This window comes from Kosakonia sp. CFBP8986 (assembly GCF_034044935.1).
GTDB classification, from domain to species: domain Bacteria; phylum Pseudomonadota; class Gammaproteobacteria; order Enterobacterales; family Enterobacteriaceae; genus Kosakonia; species Kosakonia cowanii.
In genome coordinates, this window is the sequence record NZ_JAXCXB010000003.1 from 502391 (window position 1) to 522401 (window position 20011).

The window sequence follows — 20011 nt, forward strand, 5'->3', positions numbered from 1 at the left end:
GGTAAAGATTCAGATAATTGAAAGCTTGACGGTGGCGGAGGCGCTCCGCAGAATCCGGCGTTCAATCTGAACAGGACCCTTTATGGAAGCATTGCTGGAACACTTTATTACCCAGTCAGCCATGTACTCACTGGTGGCGATTGCGCTGGTCGCTTTTTTTGAGTCGCTGGCGCTGGTGGGGCTGATCCTTCCCGGCACGGTGATGATGGCGGCGCTGGGCGCGTTGATTGGCAGCGGGGAAGTTAATTTCTGGCATGCGTGGCTGGCGGGTATTATCGGCTGCCTGCTCGGTGACTGGATCTCCTTCTGGCTCGGCTGGCGCTTTAAGAAACCGCTGCACCGCTGGTCTTTCCTGAAAAAGCACAAAGGGCTGCTCGATAAAACCGAACATGCGCTGCATGAGCACAGCCTGTTTACCATTCTGGTTGGGCGCTTTGTTGGCCCGACGCGCCCGCTGGTGCCGATGGTCGCCGGGATGCTCGATCTGCCGATCCGCAAATTTTTACCGCCGAATATCATTGGCTGCCTGCTGTGGCCACCCTTCTACTTCCTGCCGGGTATCCTCGCTGGCGCAGCGATCGATATTCCTGCCGATATGCAGAGCAGCAGCTTTAAATGGCTGCTGCTGCTGACGGCGATTGTGCTCTGGCTGGCCTGTTGGCTCTGCTGGCGGCTGTGGCGGGCAGGTAAATCGGGCAGCGATCGCTTAACGGCCTACCTGCCGCGCCAGCGCCTGCTCTGGCTGGCACCGGGCACGATGGTGATTGCCATTGCGGCAGTAGTGATGCTGGCAAAACACCCGCTGATGCCAATCTATCTCGATATTCTCGGCAAGGTGATCCGCGGTCACTGAGCCTGAATGCCGAGCAGGGCGGAGACCGGCGCGTTGCCGCGAAGCAGCGTGTCGGTAGCGCCATCCCAGGCAATACGCCCCTCGGCGACCACCAGCGCGCGTTCGGCGATGCGCGCGGCATCCTCCACGCTGTGCGACACCATCAGTAGCGTTAACTGCTGGCGACGGCAGACGTTCTGCACCAGTGCGAGCATCTCCTGGCGCAGGGCGGGATCGAGCGCGGAAAAGGGTTCATCCAGCAGCAGCAGCGGCTGCTCGCGCACCAGGCAGCGTGCTAATGCCACGCGCTGGCGCTGGCCGCCGGAGAGCTGATCCGGCAGTCGCTCCAGCAGTGCCTCCAGCCCCATGGTGGCGGCAATCTCATTAAGCCTCTCCCGCTGCGCGGCGTTCAGCTTCAACCCCGGATGTAAACCAAGAGCAATATTCTGCCGCACCGTCAGGTGGGTGAAGAGGTTGTTCTCCTGAAACAGCATCGACACCGGACGGCGCGCGGGCGGTGTGCGGGTATGATCCTCATCGCCGAGTAAAATCGTGCCGCTCGCCGGGGTGATAAACCCGGCAATCAGGTTCAGCAGCGTGCTCTTACCCGCGCCGCTGGGGCCGAGAATGGCAATCTGCTCACCCCGTTCGGCTGCAAGGGTAAAGCGCATCGGCAGGTGTTCGTAAAGCCAGGTGACATCAATCAGTCTTAGCATGGCGGCCCGGTAGTTTTTCAATCACAGTGAAGAGTAAAAAGCACAGCAGCAGCAGGATCAGCGCGGTGACGGCTCCATCCTGGCTACGGTAAGAACCGATTTGCTGATAGAGATAGAAGGGCAGCGTGCGGAAATCCTCATTGCCGAACAGCGCCACTACGCCGAAATCACCAATCGATAGCACGCAGGCAAACGCCAGCGCCTGCGCCAGCGGGCGTTTCAGCGCGCGCAGCTCCACCACCCACAGGCGGCGAAAACCGGTAATATCGAGCGACTGGCAGAGCAGCGCATACCGCGCGGTGAGATCGCGCATCGGGTTTTCCAGCACCTTTAATGCATAGGGGATCGCCATCAGCGCATTGGTGAATATCACGATGCCATCGGCGGAGTCGGGCAGGCCGATGGTGTTATTGAGCAGCAGGAAAAAGCCGGTCGCCAGCACAATACCCGGCATCGCCAGGATCAGCATCCCGCTCAGTTCGAGCGCCTGCCCGGCCGCAGTGCGGTGGCGCGCGCGCAGTTCGCGGCTGCTCCACAGCAGCATCATGGTCAGCACCACGCAGAGCAGCCCGGCGACCAGCGCGATACGCAGCGACGTCCACACCGCCTGCCACAGCACCGGCTCAGCCAGCACCTTCAGCAAACTGACATTAAGCCCGTCAACGATCACCGCCAGCAACGGTGGCAGCATCAGCAGCAGTGCCAACACAATTAACAGCGTATCGGCGATACGGCTAAACCAGCGCGTTTCCGGGTCGCGCCAGCCCTGAATGTGATGGCTGCCGACGGCGAAGGCTTTACTCATCCGCTGGCTTAACAGCACCAGCCCGAGGCAGCAGATCATCTGGATTATCGCCAGTATCGCCGCGCGGGCGGGATCAAAATCAAAGCTGAGCGCCTGGTAGATGGCAAGCTCAATGGTGGTTGCCTGCGGGCCGCCGCCCAGCGACAGCACGGTGGCGAAACTGGCGAAGCAGAGCATAAAAATCAGCGCTGCCACCGGCGGGATCTGGCGGCGCAGCCAGGGCCACTCGACAAAGCGGAAGAAGGCCCAGCCGCGCATCCCGAGCTGGGCTGCCAGCTGGCGCTGTTCACCGGGGATCTGCTCCAGCGCCTGTAGCAGCAGGCGCGAGGCCATCGGCAGGTTAAAAAAGAGGTGCGCCAGCAGAATGCCCTGCAAGCCGTAGGGCGAAAAGGTCCACTCAAGGCCAAGCGTCTGGCAGAGCGCGGCGAGCCACCCCTGGCGACCATAGACGCTGAGAATACCGAACACCGCCACCAGCACCGGCAGGATCAGCGTCATCGCGCATAAGCGCAGCAGCAGCTGGCGGCCGGGAAAACGACGGCGGTAGAGCGCGCGGGCGAGGAAAATGGCGGGCACCACGGAGAGCAGGGCGGAGAGAAAAGCCTGCCAGAAGGAGAATCGCACCACGTGCCACAAGTAGCTGTCCGACAACAAGTCGGAGAGCCCTTCGACAGGTGCGTTTTGCCACAGCGCGAAAAAGGCCGCCACCGCGACCGCCACCATCAGCGTGGCGGCGGTGAGGCCAGGAAGCAGCCAGCCGGGAATTAGCGGCTGACGGCGCGTTGCCACGAGGCTATCCATGCTGCGCGCTGGGCTGCTACCTCTTGCGGCGAGAATTGCAGCGAGGTTTGTGGTTTCTCAAGCTGGTCAAACCCGGCGGGCAGCGTGACGTTGCTCACCGGGTACATCCAGTTGCCCGTTGGGATGGCACTCTGGAAGGCGGGTGAAACCATAAATTTGAGGAATTTTTCCGCCAGCTCCGGCTGCTTGCTGGCGGCGGTACGCGCCGCGACTTCAACCTGCAAATAGTGGCCTTCGCTGAAGTTCGCTGCCGCGTAGTTCTCTTTCTTCTCTTCGATGATGTGGTAGGCAGGCGAGGTGGTGTAGCTCAGCACCAGATCGCTTTCGCCTTTCAAAAAGAGGCCGTAGGCTTCGCTCCACCCTTTAGTGACGGTAACGGTTTTGCCCGCCAGCTTTTGCCAGGCTTCGGGGGCTTTATCGCCATAGACTTTTTGCATCCACAGCAGCAGGCCGAGCCCTGGCGTGCTGGTGCGCGGATCTTCATAAATCACGCGCCACCTCTGATCGCTTTCGACCAGCTCTTTCAGGCTCTTCGGCGGGTTTTTCAGTTTGGTTTTGTCATAGACAAAAGCGAACCAGCCGTAATCGAACGGCACAAAGGTCTCATTGCTCCAGCCGCCCGGCACCTTCACCGCGTCATCCGGCACGCCGCTTTTGGCGAAGAGTTTTGTCTGGGTCGCGGCTTCCAGCAGGTTGTTATCAAGACCCAGCACGACGTCAGCTTTGCTCTTTTTGCCCTCCATCCGCAGACGATTGAGCAGCGAGACGCCATCCTCCAGCGCCACGAACTTCAGCTCGCAGTTGCAGTCGGCTTCAAAGGCTTTTTTTACCGCAGGGCCTGGGCCCCATTCGGCGGCGAAGGAGTCGTAGGTGTAGACGGTCAGGACGGGTTTAGCGAAAACGGGCGCGGCAATAAGCAGCAGCAGTGACAACGATTTTTTTAACACTTTGCACCTCATAAATGGGTGGCAAAGGATTTTGAGAGAGCCTCAAATCCCTTCGCCGGCGTTATCCGGATCAGGTTCGACGGGTATTTTCTCAGCACGCGCGTGAAGCGCAGCACCCCGTTGAGAACGGCGCTATTGTAATGATTTGGTAAACAATCTGAAAGCATTACGGATCCGGCGGCGCAAACCAGGCCGATTTAAAGTCAAACCAGCCGAGGGTATTCATGCGCAGCCCGCGCATGGTGCGCTGCCCCTGAATGCGAAGCCAGTGGTGGATCAGCGGCACAATCGTTTTACTCGCCAGCAACTGCTGTGACCACATTGCCAGGTTCATCTCCCCGGCGCGCCAGCGCGCGGCGTCCGCCTGCCAGTCGCGCGGGATGCAGTGTTGCAGCAACGGTACTTCATAGAGGTTAGCGAAGACCGAGAAGTCGAGCGGCAGCGTAAAGTTGGCGCTGTTAAGCCAGATATCGCTCTCTGTTTCGCCGCGATGCCACTCATCGTAATCGACCTCCTGAATCAGTAACTTAACGCCATGTTCTGCCAGCAGCGTACTCATGGTGTGGGCAATCGCCTGGTGCTCGTTATGCTCGCGGTAGAAGGTGAGCGTCAGCGTCTCCAGCCCGGCGGGCTTTTCACCGCTGCCAGGGCGCGCGTGGTGCCAGCGCGGCAGCAATCCATAGGCGGGAAACCAGTAGCGCTGATTCTGTTCGCTGGCGTGCCACAGCAGATTGGTTGGCGAAAGGATCCGGCTTACCCACTCGCGCACCGCCGGGTTCGCACCGCGGCTGGATCGCGCGTCAAATAGCAAGTAGTAACAGCCCTCTTCGAGGCGGCTCTCCACCGCTTTTTCGCCCTCGGTTGGCCCCTCCAGCGTCAGGCCGCAGGTGGTCTCATCCCCAACATCCGGCAGCACCCAGACATTCACTTCATCAATCAGCGCGCGAAACCCGAAGTAATCCTCAAAGGCGTGGATCTTTAGCTGGTTGCGGGTGTTGCGCATCACCGCGTAAGGGCCGGTGCCAATCGGCTGGCTGGCAAAGTTCGCCAGCGTCTCCCACTCCTGCGGCAGGATCATCGCCGGCACGTGGCCCATCAGCCACGGCAGCCAGCTGTCGGGCTGCGAGAGGTGAATGTCGAGCGTCCACGGCGTGGGGGAAACAATATCGCGGATATGGGAGTAGAGCGGCAGGGCGCTGGCACGCCGCAGGGAGGCGATAACATCTGCCATCTCCAGCTCGCGACCATGGTGAAAGTGGATGCCGGGGCGTAAGTAGAAGCGCCAGTGCAGGGGAGAGATCGCTTTCCAGTGGTGAGCAATATCGGCTTCCAGTTCCCCGTTTTCCTCATTTATGCGCGTCAGGGTACTGAAGATTTGCCGCGCCATATGGGTTTCGGAGCGGCGCAGCGGCGAGCCGGGCAGCAGATTGCGCAGCGGGCGGTAGTAGAGCACGCGCAGGATATGCCGCCCCTGGCGAAAACTGCGGCCCAGATGCGACACCAGCATCTGGCGCACGGCGGCTTTATCGCCCACCAGTTGCACCAGTTGGTCGATGCGATCCTGCTCAAGCAGATCTTCCGCCCGCTGCTGCTGTAACGCCAGGCCGGTGTAGAGGAAGGTGAGGCGCGAGCGTTTACCGCGCCCGGCTTCCGCTTCCCAGGTGAGCCAGCCGCGCGTCTGCATGGTGTTGAGCAGGGTGCGCATATGGCGGCGGGAGCAGTTAAGCAGCTCCGCCAGCTCGTTGAGCGTAGTTTCCTGAGATTTTCCATCGCAGCATTGCCACAGACGGATGAACTGTTGTTGCAGGCGACCAGAGGACATAAAAGAGGAACTCCCGGCAAAAACTCAGCAATTTATTTATCCCTATATTAAGCCGATACTTCTCTGCGATGAAAGCGAGGAGGCGCATAGCGAAGTGGGGAATGACGACGCGTGTGGAAAAACTGACTCGCCCGAATCATGTGTGACTGAGTATTAAGTGCGAATGCACCCGCCAGCAAAATGTTTTTGCTGGCTTTTTTCGTTTAAGCTTGCGTCGCTGTTTTCCGCTTTCAACAAGGAAATGCCATGCTTTGGTTGATGACGATGGGACGCCGCATGAATGGTGTCTACATCGCGTTTATGATCGTCGCCTTTATGATGGGCGTTGCCGGTGCGGTACAGGCCCCGACGCTGAGCCTGTTTCTCAGCCGCGAAGTGGGCGCAGAGCCCTTCTGGATCGGGCTGTTCTATACCGTCAACGCCATTGCCGGGATCCTCGTCAGCCTTGCGCTGGCAAAACGATCAGACAGCCAGGGCGACCGGCGCAAGCTGATCCTCTTCTGCTGCCTGATGGCGGTGGGTAACGCGCTGCTGTTTGCGTTTAACCGTCACTATCTGACCTTAATCACCTGCGGCGTGCTGCTGGCTTCGCTTGCCAGCACCTCGATGCCGCAGCTTTTCGCGCTGGCGCGTGAGTACGCCGACAGCTCGGCGCGGGAAGTGGTGATGTTCAGTTCGATTATGCGTGCGCAGCTCTCGCTGGCGTGGGTTATCGGGCCGCCGCTGGCGTTTATGCTGGCGCTCAATTATGGCTTTGTCGCCATGTTCTCTATCGCCGCCGGGCTGTTTATTGTCAGCCTGGTGCTGATTGCCTTCTGGCTACCGTCGGTGCCGCGGGTTGAGCAGCCCGCTGACGTGGCCGTTACGCAAGTAAGCGGCTGGCGCGACAGCAATGTGCGCATGCTGTTTATCGCTTCGACGCTGATGTGGACCTGCAACACCATGTACATCATCGATATGCCGCTGTGGATAAGCCTTGAGCTAGGGTTACCGGATAAACTGGCGGGCATTTTGATGGGTACTGCCGCAGGCCTGGAGATCCCGGCGATGATCCTCGCGGGCTATTTCGTGAAGCGTTTCGGTAAGCGGTTGATGATGCTGATCGCCGTTGCAGCCGGCGTGCTGTTCTATATCGGCCTGCTTTTTTTCCATAGCCAGACGGCGCTGCTGTTGTTGCAGTTTTTCAATGCGGTGTTTATCGGTATTGTCGCCGGGATCGGCATGCTGTGGTTCCAGGATTTGATGCCGGGCAGGGCAGGTTCAGCGACGACGCTGTTTACCAACAGTATCTCCACCGGCGTGATTCTGGCAGGCGTTATCCAGGGCGCGCTGGCGCAATATTTTGGTCACGGTTCGGTCTATTGGGGAATTGCCGGGCTGTCAGTGGTGACGCTGCTGCTCACCAGCCGGGTGAAGGATGTGTAAGGCGCGGCGGTTCAATTGCCGGATGGCGCTAACGCTTATCCGGCCTACTCTTCACATTTGCATTGTTACCCGTAGGCCGGATAAGGCAACGCCGCCATCCGGCAAACAAACCTGCACTGTGCCAACTGCCGGATAACCATCCGGCAATCGGCGTCAGGCTATCAACCCATAAAGGCGGGTTGTTTTGCTTCGTAAGCGGCAATGGCGTCGTCGTGTTGCAGCGTCAGGCCAATGCTGTCCAGCCCGTTCAGCATGCAGTGGCGGCGGAAGGCGTCGAGCGTAAAGCTATAGGATTTCCCGCCCGCCTTCACCACCTGCGCCTGCAGATCCACCTCAAAGGTGATGCCCGGATTGCTCTGCACCAGCGCAAACAGCTCATCCACCTCTTCGTCGCTCAGCGTCACCGGCAGCAGCTGGTTGTTAAAGCTGTTGCCATAGAAGATGTCGGCAAAGCTCGGCGCAATCACCACTTTGAAGCCGTAATCCGTCAGCGCCCATGGCGCGTGCTCGCGCGAGGAGCCGCAGCCAAAGTTCTCCCGCGCCAGCAAAATCGACGCCCCTTTGTACTCAGGAAAGTTGAGCACGAACTCCGGGTTCGGCTGCTCGCCCTTATCATCGAGGAATCGCCAGTCGTTAAACAGATGTGCGCCAAAACCGGTGCGCGTCACCTTCTGCAAAAACTGCTTCGGGATAATGGCGTCGGTATCGACGTTAGCGGCATCCAGCGGAACCACCAGCCCGGTATGTTGGGTAAATTTCTCAGCCATGGTGATCTCCTTAAGCCTGCAAATGACGAATATCAGCGAAACGACCGGTTACTGCCGCAGCGGCGGCCATTGCCGGGCTGACCAGATGGGTGCGTCCACCGCGGCCCTGACGGCCTTCAAAGTTACGGTTGCTGGTAGAGGCGCAGCGCTCGCCCGGATTCAGGCGGTCATTGTTCATCGCCAGGCACATCGAGCAACCCGGCAGACGCCACTCAAAACCGGCTTCGATAAAGATCTTATCCAGCCCTTCCGCTTCCGCCTGTGCTTTCACCGGGCCGGAGCCTGGAACCACCAGCGCCTGCACGCCCGGCGCCACTTTACGCCCTTTGGCAATTGCTGCGGCTGCGCGTAAATCTTCAATGCGCGAGTTGGTACAGGAGCCGATAAAGACTTTATCGATCGCCACGTCGGTCAGCGGTACGCCCGGTTTCAGCCCCATATAGGCCAGCGCTTTTTCCGCCGAGGCACGCTCGACCGGATCGGCGAAGGAGGCCGGATCGGGAATGATCTCGGTGACCGAGATCACCTGGCCCGGGTTAGTGCCCCAGGTGACCTGCGGGGCGATATCTTCTGCTTGCAGGGTGACTACGCGGTCAAAGTGGGCGCCTTCATCGGTATGCAGCGTCTTCCAGTAAGCGACCGCTTCGTCGAAATCTTTGCCCTTCGGCGCATGCAGGCGACCCTGCACGTAGTTAAAGGTAGTCTCATCTGGCGCGACCAGGCCCGCTTTCGCACCCATCTCAATCGCCATATTGCACAGCGTCATGCGGCCTTCCATGCTGAGTGCGCGGATAGCGTCGCCGCAGAACTCCACCACGTGACCGGTGCCGCCAGCGCTGCCGGTTTTGCCGATAATCGCCAGCACGATATCTTTGGCGGTAATCCCCGGTGCGGCAGTGCCGTTGACTTCAATCTTCATGGTTTTGGCGCGCCCCTGCTTCAGGGTCTGCGTCGCCAGCACATGTTCCACCTCTGAGGTGCCGATGCCGAACGCCAGCGCGCCAAACGCGCCGTGCGTGGCGGTGTGGGAGTCGCCGCAGACGATGGTCATCCCCGGCAGGGTGATGCCCTGTTCCGGACCCATCACGTGCACGATGCCCTGATAGGGGTGGTTCAGGTCATACAGCTCGACGCCAAATTCGTTGCAGTTCTTAATCAGCTCCTGCATCTGAATACGCGCCATCTCGCCGGAGGCGTTAATATCTTTGGTCTGCGTCGAGACGTTGTGATCCATCGTGGCGAAGGTTTTGCCCGGCTGACGCACCGGGCGATTGTGCGCGCGCAGGCCGTCAAACGCCTGCGGAGAGGTCACTTCATGCACCAGATGGCGGTCGATATAGAGCAGCGGGGTCTCGTTCGGCGCTTCATAGACCACATGGGCCTCAAATAACTTTTCATACAAACTCTTAGCCATGATTACACCCCTTCTGCGACATAACGAGCGATGATATCGCCCATCTCATCGGTACTGACTGCGGACGCGCCACGCGCTAAATCGCCGGTGCGCACACCCTCTTCTAAAGCCCGGTTAATGGCCTGTTCAATCGCCGTTGCCGCCTCGTCTGCATTCAGGCTGTAGCGCAGCAGCAGCGCCAGCGACAGAATCTGCGCGATTGGGTTGGCGATATTTTTACCCGCGATATCCGGCGCGGAGCCGCCCGCCGGTTCATACAGGCCAAAGCCCTGCTCATTCAGGCTGGCAGAGGGCAGCATGCCCATTGAGCCGGTGATCATCGCGCACTCGTCGGAGAGGATATCGCCGAACAGGTTGGAGCAGAGCAGCACGTCGAACTGGGACGGATCTTTAATCAGCTGCATGGTGGCGTTGTCGATATACATATGCGCCAGCTCAACGTCCGGGTATTCGCCCGCGATCTCATTGACGATTTCACGCCACAGCAGCGAGGTTTGCAGCACGTTGGCTTTATCGATGGAGTGGACTTTTTTGCCGCGTTTGCGCGCCGACTCGAAAGCGATACGCGCAATGCGCTCGATCTCAAAGCGGTGATAAATTTCGGTGTCGTAGGCTTTCTCATGCTGGCCACTGCCTTCGCGCCCTTTCGGTTGACCGAAGTAGATGCCGCCGGTCAATTCGCGTACGCACAGGATATCGAAACCGTTGGCGGCGATATCTTCGCGCAGCGGGCAGAAGGCTTCCAGGCCCGCATAGAGTTTGGCAGGGCGCAGGTTGCTGAACAGCTTGAAGTGTTTACGCAGCGGCAGCAGCGCGCCGCGCTCCGGCTGCTGCGCTGGCGGCAGGTTTTCCCATTTCGGGCCGCCGACGGAGCCAAACAGAATCGCATCGGCCTGCTCGCAGCCTTCAACTGTCGCCTGCGGCAACGGATTGCCGTGACGGTCAATGGCGATACCGCCAACGTCGTAATGGCTGGTGGTAATACGCATCGCGAAACGGCTGCGCACGGCTTCCAGTACTTTCAGGGCTTGCGCCATCACTTCCGGGCCAATGCCGTCGCCCGGCAGCACGGCAATATGGTAACTCTTCGACATCACACGGTTTCCTTGTTGTTTTCTTTGTTCTGCGCTTTACGTTGCAACTCTTTTTCCACTTCGGCGGCGCGCCAGATGGTGTTCAGCACGTTGACCATCGCTTTGACGGAGGACTCAACGATATCTGTTGCCAGGCCGATGCCGTGGAAGCGGCGGTTGTTGTAATTGACGACGATATCAACCTGGCCCAGCGCATCTTTACCGTGGCCTTTCGCGGTCAGGCTATATTTCACCAGTTCGATGTCATATTCGGTGACGCGGTTAATCGCCTGGTAGACTGCGTCGACCGGCCCATTGCCGTTGGCGGCCTCGGCTTTGATCTCATCGCCGCAGGCCAGTTTCACCGAGGCGGTGGCGATATCGTTGGAGCCGGACTGCACATTGAAGTACTCCAGGCGGAAATGCTCCGGCTCTTCCTGCTGTTTGTTGATAAAGGCCAGCGCTTCCAGATCGTAATCAAAGACCTGGCCCTTTTTATCCGCCAGCTTCAGGAAGGCGTCGTACAGGTTATCCAGGTTGTAGTCGCTCTCCTGATAGCCCATCTCTTCCATACGGTGTTTGACCGCTGCGCGACCGGAGCGTGAGGTCAGGTTCAGCTGCACCTGGTTCAGGCCAATCGACTCTGGCGTCATGATTTCGTAGTTTTCGCGGTTTTTCAGCACGCCATCCTGATGGATGCCGGAGGAGTGGGCGAAGGCGCCGGTGCCGACGATCGCTTTGTTAGCCGGGATCGGCATATTGCAGATCTGAGCAACGGTCTGGCTGGTGCGCCAGATCTCCTGATGATTGATGCGGGTGTGCACATTCATAATGTCTTTGCGCACTTTAATCGCCATGATCACCTCTTCCAGTGAACAGTTACCGGCACGTTCGCCGATGCCGTTCATCGCGCCTTCTACCTGGCGGGCACCGGCATGCACGGCGGCAATCGAATTACCGACCGCCAGGCCTAAGTCATCATGGGTGTGGACAGAAATAATGGCTTTATCAATGTTTGGAACGCGGTCATACAGACCGGTGATGATATTGGCGAACTCGAAGGGCATGGTATAGCCCACGGTATCCGGGATATTGATGGTTTTCGCCCCGGCATTGATTGCCGCTTCGACGACGCGCGCCAGATCTTCAATCGGCGTACGCCCGGCATCTTCACAGGAAAACTCCACATCATCGGTATAGTTACGCGCACGTTTCACCATATAGATCGCGCGCTCAATCACCTCATCCAGCGTGCTGCGCAGTTTGGTGGCGATATGCATTGGCGAGGTGGCGATAAAGGTGTGAATGCGGAACGCTTCAGCTACTTTCAGCGACTCTGCGGCGACATCAATATCTTTCTCAACACAGCGTGCCAGAGCGCAGACACGGCTGTTTTTTACCTGGCGGGCGATGGTCTGCACGGACTCAAAATCGCCCGGTGACGAGACAGGAAAACCGACTTCCATTACATCAACACCCATGCGCTCCAGCGCCAGGGCGATCTGCAGCTTCTCTTTCACACTCAGGCTTGCCTGCAATGCCTGTTCACCGTCACGTAAGGTGGTATCGAAAATTACGACTTGCTGCTGGCTCATGGTTTAGATCCTTGTTCGCTTTGGCCGCCTCGCTACGAGCATAAAAAAACCCGCGCCAAGGCGCGGGTTCTTAGTCTTAACAGGAAGACGATTCAGTTCTGAGTGTCGTCCACCGGTCTACCGCGCACAGTTGATGCGTTTAGTAGTAGTAGACCAGCGAAACGAACGTGACGAATCATGAATCTTGCTCCCGTGAAAACCGATATGCTTTTAGTGGTACTGGATACGCACTTTGATGTCAACCCCCCGGCGAAAACTGGCGATGGTGAAGCGCAAATCTCCGCGCACTGTTTTAGTTTAATCTGCTGTCTAATTAGCGTGATCGCGACATTCTTGCTTGTTGTGCTGATAAGACTTTTCGTAAGAAAAAGCGAAGGGAAGGTTCGGGGAATTAATAATCCTTTTCGGCGAGATGTTAAAGAAAATGGTGGGTAGGGCAATCGACTTATGATTATCGTTACAAAACAGCTATGGAAGTGAAAATATTAAAAATTAATTTATATTACAGGGCTGAGTAATGCTTTTTTTAATTTCATCCAGGAAATTAAATGTAAGCTTTATATATTCCTAAATTTTCACACTGCGCTTCTAATAATGCTATATGCGTGATAAATCATCTTCCTGAATATTATTATTACACAAGTCAAGGGAGTTTATCATGACGACGGATTGCAATTTTCCCGGGGAAAGTATTTATAATCAAAAGGTTAATGACGGCGAGAAGCCACAATTACGTTCGGTTGATCTCAATTTACTGACCGTTTTTGATGCCGTTATGCAGGAGCAAAACATTACGCGTGCAGCCCATGCGTTGGGTATGTCTCAACCCGCCGTCAGTAATGCCGTTGCGCGTCTTAAGGTGATGTTTAACGACGAACTTTTTGTTCGTTATGGTCGAGGTATTCAACCTACTGCACGTTCGTATCAGCTTTTTGGTGCGATAAGGCAGGCACTTCAGTTGGTACAAAATGAACTGCCTGGCTCCGGTTTTGATCCACAAAGCAGCGAGCGGATTTTTAATCTTTGCGTATGCAGTCCACTCGATAATTTCTTGACTTCGGTTATTTACAATAATGTTAAAACCGTCGCGCCAAATATAAAGCTGATATTTAAATCTGATCTCAATCACAGTACCGAACATCAGTTGCGCTATCAGGAAATAGAATTTGTGATCGGCTATGAAGAATTTCGTCGTCCGGAGTTTTCCTGCGTCCCGCTGTTTAAAGATGAAATGGTGCTGGCGGTGAGCCAACAACATCCGCGCATCGCTGACCTGACGACGGAAAACAGCCTGTTTAACGAGCAGCACGCCGTTGTTTCGCTGGAGCGCTACGCCTCTTTCAGCCAGCCCTGGTACGACACGGTCGAAAAGCGCAACCGCATTGCCTATCAAGGAATGGCGCTGCCCAGCGTATTAAACGTTGTCTCTCAAACCCATCTGGTTGCTATTGCGCCGCGCTGGCTGGTGGAGCGCTTTGCCAGCGGGCTGGCGCTGCATACGCTGCCGTTGCCGCTTACGCTCAATAGCCGTACCTGCTGCCTCTCATGGCACGAATCCGCTGGTCGGGATAAGGGGCATCAGTGGATGGAGGAGCTGCTGGTGTCGGTCTGTAGCCACTAAGGGGCGTGCGGAATAAACCGGGCGGCTGAATTCCGGTTTATTCTGCCTTTATCTATATAACCACTATTTTATTCTGATTTATCCTGCCAGCGAATCTCTGCACGATGTTAAAAATGCATGAATTACTGAACATTCCCTTATCTCAGCGATCAATGGTCATCGTCGCGGCTTATTACAGACGTTTTCACCAGCTCTTCATTTAAGACCTCCTGTTTCTGCTTTTAGCGGCGCTTTTCCTCGCCTGAGGTCGGATTGCCTGCCAGATTTTGAGCGGTTATGGTAACTGCCATTCATAATCAGAAAGCAGGATGTCCTGTTCTGAACAGAGCGACAGTGCGGAAATGAGTTCTGCCGTCAGTCGACAAATGTAAGCCTGGAGGCAAAGCATGGAGATGTTGTCTGGAGCCGAGATGGTCGTGCGATCGCTCATCGATCAAGGCGTAAAGAAGGTATTCGGCTACCCCGGGGGCGCGGTACTTGATATCTACGACGCCCTGCATACCGTCGGTGGCATCGAGCATGTGCTGGTGCGCCATGAGCAGGCGGCCGTTCACATGGCAGACGGGCTGGCGCGTGCAACAGGTGAAGTAGGGGTGGTGCTGGTGACTTCCGGCCCCGGCGCGACAAACGCTATCACCGGTATCGCGACAGCTTATATGGACTCCATCCCGCTGGTGGTGCTCTCCGGTCAGGTAGCGACCTCGCTGATTGGTTACGACGCCTTCCAGGAGTGTGACATGGTGGGCATCTCCCGCCCGGTGGTGAAACACAGCTTTCTGGTGAAGCAGGCAGAAGATATCCCCAGCGTATTAAAAAAGGCGTTCTGGCTCGCTGCCAGCGGACGCCCCGGTCCGGTGGTGGTGGATCTGCCGAAAGATATTATGAACCCCGCGAACAAGCTGCCCTATCTCTGGCCAGAGTCGGTCAGCATGCGCTCCTATAACCCGACCACGCAGGGGCACAAAGGGCAGATTAAACGTGCCCTGCAAACCTTGGTTGCCGCCAAAAAGCCGGTCTTCTATGTCGGCGGTGGGGCCATTACTTCTGCCTGCGACGCCCCGCTGCGCCAGCTGGCTGAAACGCTGAATGCGCCGGTGGTCTCCTCATTAATGGGGCTGGGTGTTTTCCCGGCTTCCCATCGCCAGTCGCTCGGCATGCTCGGTATGCACGGCACCTATGAAGCGAATATGACGATGCACCACGCCGACGTGATCTTTGCCGTTGGCGTACGTTTTGACGATCGCACCACCAATAATTTGCTGAAGTACTGCCCCGACGCGACGGTGCTGCATATCGATATCGATCCCACCTCTATTTCTAAAACCGTGCAGGCGGATGTGCCGATTGTTGGCGATGCGCGCCAGGTGCTGGAACAGATGCTGGAGTTGCTTGAACAGGAGCGCGCCTCGCAGCCGCACGATGAGATCCGCGACTGGTGGCTGCGCATTGAGCAGTGGCGCGCGCGCCAGTGCCTGAAATATGACACGCAAAGCGAAAGCATTAAACCGCAGGCGGTGATTGAGGCTGCCTGGCGCCTGACTAATGGCGACGCTTACGTCACCTCCGATGTTGGTCAGCACCAGATGTTTGCCGCGCTCTATTATCGCTTCGATAAACCGCGCCGCTGGATCAACTCCGGCGGGCTCGGCACGATGGGCTTCGGTTTGCCTGCCGCGCTGGGCGTAAAAATGGCGCTGCCGGACGAGACGGTGATTTGCGTCACCGGCGACGGCAGTATCCAGATGAATATCCAGGAGCTTTCGACGGCGCTGCAATATGAGCTGCCGGTGCTGGTTCTCAACCTTAACAACCGCTACCTCGGCATGGTGAAGCAGTGGCAGGATATGATCTACTCCGGTCGCCACTCGCAATCTTATATGGAGTCTTTACCGGATTTTGCCCGTCTCGCCGAAGCGTATGGTCATGTTGGTATCCGCATTACCCGTCCGGAAGAGCTGGAGGCGAAGCTCGCCGAGGCGCTGGAGCAGGTGAAAAACAATCGACTGGTCTTTGTTGATGTGACCGTTGATGGAAGTGAACACGTTTATCCGATGCAGATCCGCGGCGGCGGCATGGATGAGATGTGGTTAAGCAAAACGGAGAGAACCTGATTATGCGCCGGATATTGTCTGTCTTACTGGAAAACGAATCGGGCGCGTTATCGCGCGTTATTGGCCTCTTCTCACAGCGCGGCTACAACATCGAGAGCCTGACGGTCGCGCCAACGGACGATCCCACCCTGTCGCGGATGACCATCCAGACCGTGGGCGATCAAAAGGTCCTTGAACAGATCGAGAAGCAACTGCACAAACTGGTGGACGTGCTGCGCGTAAACGAGCTGGGGCAGGGGGCCTATGTTGAGCGTGAGATCATGCTGGTGAAGATCCAGGCCAGCGGCTATGGCCGGGAAGAGGTTAAGCGCAACGCGGAGATCTTCCGCGGGCAGATCATTGACGTCACGCCGTCGATTTACACGGTTCAGCTCGCCGGCACCAGCGACAAGCTTGATGCGTTCCTCGCCACAATTCGTGATGTTGCAAAGATTGTTGAAGTGGCGCGCTCCGGCGTGGTCGGTTTATCACGCGGCGATAAAATCATGCGCTAATGCGAGCAAGGTTCCACATTTTTAAGCCCGGCTGATTATGCCGGGCTTTTTTTTGCGAAATCAGCCGGAAGCAGAGAGAAAAGCGGTTGCCGCAGTTACCTTTCTGCGCTTAGATGTTATGGAAATTAACCTATATCCCTAAAAAGGTTATGGTGCGCATCATTTTAAGGGGCAATTGTGAAACTGGATGAAATCGCCCGGCTCGCCGGCGTCTCACGAACCACGGCAAGCTACGTCATTAACGGAAAGGCGAAGCAGTATCGTGTCAGCGATAAAACCGTTGAGAAAGTTATGGCGGTCGTTCGTGAGCATAACTACCACCCGAACGCGGTGGCGGCTGGGTTACGAGCAGGACGCACACGATCGATTGGGCTGGTCATTCCCGATCTGGAAAACACAAGCTATACCCGTATTGCTAATTATCTGGAGCGCCAGGCGCGCCAGCGCGGCTACCAGCTGCTGATCGCCTGCTCTGAAGATCAGCCCGATAACGAGATGCGCTGCATCGAACATCTGCTGCAACGGCAGGTGGATGCAATCATCGTCTCGACCTCCCTTCCGCCGGAGCACCCCTTCTATCAGCGCTGGGCGAATGACGCCTTCCCGATTGTCGCGCTCGATCGCGCGCTGGATCGTGAACACTTTACCAGCGTGGTGGGGGCTGACCAGGAGGATTCAGAGATGCTGGCGGCGGAGTTGCGTAAAATGCCGGCGGAGCGCGTGCTCTATTTAGGCGCGCTACCGGAGCTATCGGTAAGCTTCCTGCGTGAGCAGGGTTTCCGCAGTGCCTGGAAAGATGATCCGCGCGAGGTGAAGTATCTCTACGCCAATGGCTATGAGCGCGACGCCGCCGCTCAGTTATTTGAAAAGTGGCTGGAAACGAATGAGATGCCGGAAGCGATGTTTATCACCTCTTTCGCGCTGCTGCAGGGCGTGCTGGATGTAACGCTGCGCCGCGACGGCAAGCTGCCTTCCAATCTGTCGATAGCCACCTTTGGCGATCATGAACTGCTCGATTTTCTGCAATGCCCGGTGCTGGCCGTGGCGCAGCGCCACCGTGACGTTGCCGAGCGGGTGCTGGAGATCGTGCTGGCAAGTCTTGATGAACCGCGCAAGCCGAAGCCGGGATTGAGCCGTATTCGACGTAATCTCTATCGCCGCGGCATATTAAGCCGTGTATAAATAAAGGTAATTAAGGCAGCGCGAGCTGCCTTTTCCTTTTCAACATTTCGCCTTAATCGAAATAGTGCTATTTAACTCCTCAGATAAATCCTTAATTTACGAAGATGCTCTGATTTATTATTTCTTTAAGTTTCTTTACTTCCGATTTCTCACCACCCGTTAAGAAGTTACTGATGATGATTTCTGTATTGAATTGTTACATCTCCTGATCGCATTCGATTAATTAACAACCACTTTTACTGGGGGGATCATCGCCTTAGCGAAACCGGGACGAAGTTAGCGTCAGGACCTGCATCTGGCGCTGTTAAGTCGCGCCGTTATGCCTTAAAATGCCGCCCGCGTCGCAAACTGACACTTTATATTTCGCGTACAGAAACGGAATGGTCTGAAACCCCGGGCCCTATATTTCCCCCTTTTTTCTTGCAAATATTCATGACGTTAATTTGCCTCGTAAGCTGAGCACTATTTCACCGACGCTGATATTCATTACGAATAAGGGATCTTTTGTTCTTGTTGGCCTTTGCGCTGGCTTGACAAGCTTTTCCTCCGCTCCGTAAACTCCCTCGGTGGGGTTTTGTGGGATAAAGTGGTGGAAATGATCATGCGGGGGTAAACCGGACATGTTCCGTGGCGCGACGTTAGTCAATCTCGACAGCAAAGGGCGGTTATCCGTTCCGACCCGTTATCGGGATTCGCTGCAGGAGAGTGCCTCCGGCCAGATGGTCTGTACCATTGATATTCGCCACACATGCCTGCTGCTTTACCCTCTGCCCGAATGGGAAATTATCGAGCAAAAACTGTCGCGGCTGTCGAGCATGAACCCGCTTGAGCGGCGCGTACAACGTTTATTGCTGGGGCATGCCAGCGAGTGCCAGATGGATAGCGCCGGTCGCATATTAATTGCGCCTGTCTTACGGCAGCACGCCGGGCTAACCAAAGAAGTGATGCTGGTCGGACAGTTCAATAAATTTGAGCTGTGGGATGAAACGACCTGGTATCAACAGGTCAGGGAAGATATTGACGCTGAGCAATCCGGTTCCGAAGGACTTTCGGATCGGTTGCAGGATTTGTCTCTTTAATGATGATGGAAAATTTTAAACACACCACGGTGCTGCTGGATGAGGCCGTTAACGGCCTGAATATTCGTCCGGATGGCATTTACATTGATGGCACTTTTGGTCGCGGTGGACACTCGCGCCTGATCCTCTCCCAATTGGGGGCGGAAGGCCGCTTGCTGGCAATCGATCGCGATCCGCAGGCAATTGAAGTTGCGAAGACCATTAATGACCCGCGCTTCTCCATCATTCATGGACCCTTTTCTGCGCTCGCTGATTATGTCAGCGAGCGCGATCTTATTGGCAAGATTGACGGCATTCTCCTCGATCTTGGCGTCTCTTCACCGCAGCTTGACGATCCGGAGCGCGGCTTCTCCTTTATGCGAGACGGCCCGCTGGATATGCGTATGGATCCGACGCGCGGCCAGTCTGCCGCCCAGTGGCTGCAAACCGCAGACGAGGCGGATATTGCCTGGGTGCTGAAAACCTTTGGTGAAGAGCGCTTTGCCAAACGCATCGCCCGCGCCATCGTCGAGCGTAATCGCCTCGATCCGATGACCCGCACCAAAGCGCTGGCAGAAGTGGTGGCAGCGGCGACGCCGATAAAAGATAAGTTTAAACATCCCGCGACCCGTACCTTCCAGGCGGTGCGCATCTGGGTGAACAGTGAACTGGAGGAGATAGAGCAGGCGCTAAAAAACTCGCTCGATGTGCTGGCCCCGGGAGGCCGGCTTTCTGTCATCAGCTTCCACTCGCTGGAAGACCGCATTGTGAAGCGCTTTATGCGTGAGCAAAGCCGTGGGCCGCAGGTTCCTGCCGGGCTGCCGATGACCGAAGCGCAACTCAGCAAGCTGGGTGGCCGTCAACTGCGAGCCTTAGGAAAAATGATGCCGGGCGAAGAAGAAGTGGCGGAAAACCCACGTGCCCGTAGTTCAGTTCTGCGAATTGCAGAGAGGACGAACGCATGATCGGCAGAGTGACAGAGACCCTCAGCAAAGTTAAGGGATCGTTAGGAAGCAGCGAGCGCCATGCCTTGCCTGGCGTGATCGGCGACGATCTTTTGCGGTTCGGGAAACTGCCACTCTGCCTGTTCATTTGCATCATCATGACGGCCATCACGGTCGTCACCACCGCGCACCATACCCGTTTGTTAACCGCACAGCGTGAACAACTGGTGATTGAGCGCGACGCGCTGGATATCGAATGGCGCAACCTGATTCTTGAAGAGAACGCCCTCGGCGATCATAGCCGGGTCGAACGGATTGCTACCGAGAAGCTGCAGATGCAGCACGTCGATCCTTCACAGGAAAATATTGTGGTGCAGAAATAGCGATGAAAAAGGAACAACCCA

18 protein-coding genes and 1 riboswitch are annotated in these 20011 nt (G+C 56.7%); of the genes, 9 read left to right on the plus strand and 9 right to left on the minus strand.

Annotation, left to right across the window (positions count from 1 at the left end; translation table 11 throughout):
- The first annotated feature begins 82 nt into the window (after positions 1 to 82).
- Positions 83 to 853: a DedA family protein gene (locus tag SOM48_RS09075; protein WP_288880682.1), complete on the plus strand. Its 771-nt coding sequence runs from the start codon at positions 83 to 85 to the stop codon at positions 851 to 853.
- On the opposite strand, the gene thiQ is transcribed toward SOM48_RS09075, so the two are convergent.
- The 4 genes from thiQ to sgrR form a co-directional block, all read right to left on the minus strand.
- Entirely contained in the window at positions 847 to 1548 is a 702-nt protein-coding gene (gene thiQ, locus SOM48_RS09080; protein ID WP_312479810.1) for a thiamine ABC transporter ATP-binding protein ThiQ, read from the minus strand. The genes SOM48_RS09075 and thiQ overlap by 7 nt on opposite strands.
- Positions 1532 to 3142: a thiamine/thiamine pyrophosphate ABC transporter permease ThiP gene (gene thiP, locus SOM48_RS09085; protein ID WP_320511822.1), complete on the minus strand. Its 1611-nt coding sequence runs from the start codon at positions 3140 to 3142 to the stop codon at positions 1532 to 1534. The genes thiQ and thiP overlap by 17 nt, the downstream gene beginning before the upstream one ends.
- The gene (gene thiB / locus SOM48_RS09090; protein ID WP_320511823.1) at positions 3118 to 4101 is read right to left on the minus strand and encodes a thiamine ABC transporter substrate binding subunit; all 984 of its coding nucleotides are present in this window, start codon (positions 4099 to 4101) and stop codon (positions 3118 to 3120) included. Before thiB ends, thiP begins: the two co-directional genes overlap by 25 nt.
- Positions 4102 to 4130: 29 nt before the next feature.
- A riboswitch (TPP riboswitch) is annotated at positions 4131 to 4231 on the minus strand.
- Between the two features lie 36 nt (positions 4232 to 4267).
- Positions 4268 to 5923, minus strand: a complete 1656-nt coding sequence (gene sgrR / locus SOM48_RS09095) for an HTH-type transcriptional regulator SgrR (RefSeq protein WP_320511824.1) — start codon at positions 5921 to 5923, stop codon at positions 4268 to 4270.
- Between the two features lie 246 nt (positions 5924 to 6169).
- Here sgrR and SOM48_RS09100 point away from each other — a divergent pair, with 246 nt between their 5' ends.
- Positions 6170 to 7348, plus strand: a complete 1179-nt coding sequence (locus SOM48_RS09100) for a sugar efflux transporter (RefSeq protein ID WP_320511825.1) — start codon at positions 6170 to 6172, stop codon at positions 7346 to 7348.
- A gap of 161 nt (positions 7349 to 7509) precedes the next feature.
- On the opposite strand, the gene leuD is transcribed toward SOM48_RS09100, so the two are convergent.
- The 5 genes from leuD to leuL all read right to left on the minus strand — a co-directional run bounded on the left by leuD (position 7510) and on the right by leuL (position 12376).
- Entirely contained in the window at positions 7510 to 8115 is a 606-nt protein-coding gene (gene leuD, locus SOM48_RS09105; protein ID WP_042718363.1) for a 3-isopropylmalate dehydratase small subunit, read from the minus strand.
- Positions 8116 to 8125: 10 nt separating this feature from the next.
- Positions 8126 to 9529: a 3-isopropylmalate dehydratase large subunit gene (leuC, locus tag SOM48_RS09110; RefSeq protein WP_320511826.1), complete on the minus strand. Its 1404-nt coding sequence runs from the start codon at positions 9527 to 9529 to the stop codon at positions 8126 to 8128.
- Between the two features lie 2 nt (positions 9530 to 9531).
- A complete protein-coding gene (leuB, locus tag SOM48_RS09115; RefSeq protein ID WP_128483646.1) occupies positions 9532 to 10623 on the minus strand; it encodes a 3-isopropylmalate dehydrogenase in 1092 nt (363 codons plus the stop codon).
- On the minus strand, positions 10623 to 12197 hold the full coding sequence (leuA, locus tag SOM48_RS09120) for a 2-isopropylmalate synthase (RefSeq protein ID WP_139567238.1): 1575 nt from the start codon (positions 12195 to 12197) through the stop codon (positions 10623 to 10625). The genes leuB and leuA overlap by 1 nt, the downstream gene beginning before the upstream one ends.
- 92 nt (positions 12198 to 12289) lie before the next feature.
- Positions 12290 to 12376, minus strand: coding sequence for a leu operon leader peptide (gene leuL / locus SOM48_RS22675; RefSeq protein ID WP_128484107.1), 87 nt, complete (start codon positions 12374 to 12376; stop codon positions 12290 to 12292).
- 479 nt (positions 12377 to 12855) lie between these two features.
- On the opposite strand from leuL, the gene leuO reads away from it, so the two are divergent.
- The 7 genes from leuO to ftsL all read left to right on the plus strand — a co-directional run bounded on the left by leuO (position 12856) and on the right by ftsL (position 19990).
- Positions 12856 to 13818: a transcriptional regulator LeuO gene (leuO, locus tag SOM48_RS09125; protein ID WP_042718370.1), complete on the plus strand. Its 963-nt coding sequence runs from the start codon at positions 12856 to 12858 to the stop codon at positions 13816 to 13818.
- Positions 13819 to 14204: 386 nt separating this feature from the next.
- The gene (ilvI, locus tag SOM48_RS09130; protein ID WP_320511827.1) at positions 14205 to 15929 is read left to right on the plus strand and encodes an acetolactate synthase 3 large subunit; all 1725 of its coding nucleotides are present in this window, start codon (positions 14205 to 14207) and stop codon (positions 15927 to 15929) included.
- Between the two features lie 2 nt (positions 15930 to 15931).
- A complete protein-coding gene (gene ilvN, locus SOM48_RS09135; protein WP_007373137.1) occupies positions 15932 to 16423 on the plus strand; it encodes an acetolactate synthase small subunit in 492 nt (163 codons plus the stop codon).
- A gap of 177 nt (positions 16424 to 16600) precedes the next feature.
- Positions 16601 to 17605, plus strand: coding sequence for a catabolite repressor/activator (cra, locus tag SOM48_RS09140; protein ID WP_054802798.1), 1005 nt, complete (start codon positions 16601 to 16603; stop codon positions 17603 to 17605).
- Positions 17606 to 18225: 620 nt separating this feature from the next.
- On the plus strand, positions 18226 to 18684 hold the full coding sequence (mraZ, locus tag SOM48_RS09145; protein WP_023480198.1) for a division/cell wall cluster transcriptional repressor MraZ: 459 nt from the start codon (positions 18226 to 18228) through the stop codon (positions 18682 to 18684).
- A 2-nt stretch (positions 18685 to 18686) separates the two neighbouring features.
- On the plus strand, positions 18687 to 19628 hold the full coding sequence (gene rsmH / locus SOM48_RS09150) for a 16S rRNA (cytosine(1402)-N(4))-methyltransferase RsmH (protein ID WP_023480357.1): 942 nt from the start codon (positions 18687 to 18689) through the stop codon (positions 19626 to 19628).
- Complete coding sequence (ftsL, locus tag SOM48_RS09155; protein ID WP_023480380.1) at positions 19625 to 19990, plus strand: cell division protein FtsL; 366 nt, start codon at positions 19625 to 19627, stop codon at positions 19988 to 19990. Before rsmH ends, ftsL begins: the two co-directional genes overlap by 4 nt.
- Positions 19991 to 20011 lie beyond the last annotated feature (21 nt).

Bases quoted from the DNA above. Each gene is read 5' to 3' on its own strand.
- SOM48_RS09075 (WP_288880682.1), top strand. From the start codon at position 83: ATGGAAGCATTGCTGGAACACTTTATTACCCAGTCAGCCATGTACTCA.
- thiQ (WP_312479810.1), bottom strand. From the start codon at position 1,548: ATGCTAAGACTGATTGATGTCACCTGGCTTTACGAACACCTGCCGATG.
- sgrR (WP_320511824.1), bottom strand. From the start codon at position 5,923: ATGTCCTCTGGTCGCCTGCAACAACAGTTCATCCGTCTGTGGCAATGC.
- SOM48_RS09100 (WP_320511825.1), top strand. From the start codon at position 6,170: ATGCTTTGGTTGATGACGATGGGACGCCGCATGAATGGTGTCTACATC.
- leuD (WP_042718363.1), bottom strand. From the start codon at position 8,115: ATGGCTGAGAAATTTACCCAACATACCGGGCTGGTGGTTCCGCTGGAT.
- leuC (WP_320511826.1), bottom strand. From the start codon at position 9,529: ATGGCTAAGAGTTTGTATGAAAAGTTATTTGAGGCCCATGTGGTCTAT.
- leuB (WP_128483646.1), bottom strand. From the start codon at position 10,623: ATGTCGAAGAGTTACCATATTGCCGTGCTGCCGGGCGACGGCATTGGC.
- leuA (WP_139567238.1), bottom strand. From the start codon at position 12,197: ATGAGCCAGCAGCAAGTCGTAATTTTCGATACCACCTTACGTGACGGT.
- leuL (WP_128484107.1), bottom strand. From the start codon at position 12,376: ATGATTCGTCACGTTCGTTTCGCTGGTCTACTACTACTAAACGCATCA.
- leuO (WP_042718370.1), top strand. From the start codon at position 12,856: ATGACGACGGATTGCAATTTTCCCGGGGAAAGTATTTATAATCAAAAG.
- ilvI (WP_320511827.1), top strand. From the start codon at position 14,205: ATGGAGATGTTGTCTGGAGCCGAGATGGTCGTGCGATCGCTCATCGAT.
- ilvN (WP_007373137.1), top strand. From the start codon at position 15,932: ATGCGCCGGATATTGTCTGTCTTACTGGAAAACGAATCGGGCGCGTTA.
- mraZ (WP_023480198.1), top strand. From the start codon at position 18,226: ATGTTCCGTGGCGCGACGTTAGTCAATCTCGACAGCAAAGGGCGGTTA.
- rsmH (WP_023480357.1), top strand. From the start codon at position 18,687: ATGATGGAAAATTTTAAACACACCACGGTGCTGCTGGATGAGGCCGTT.
- ftsL (WP_023480380.1), top strand. From the start codon at position 19,625: ATGATCGGCAGAGTGACAGAGACCCTCAGCAAAGTTAAGGGATCGTTA.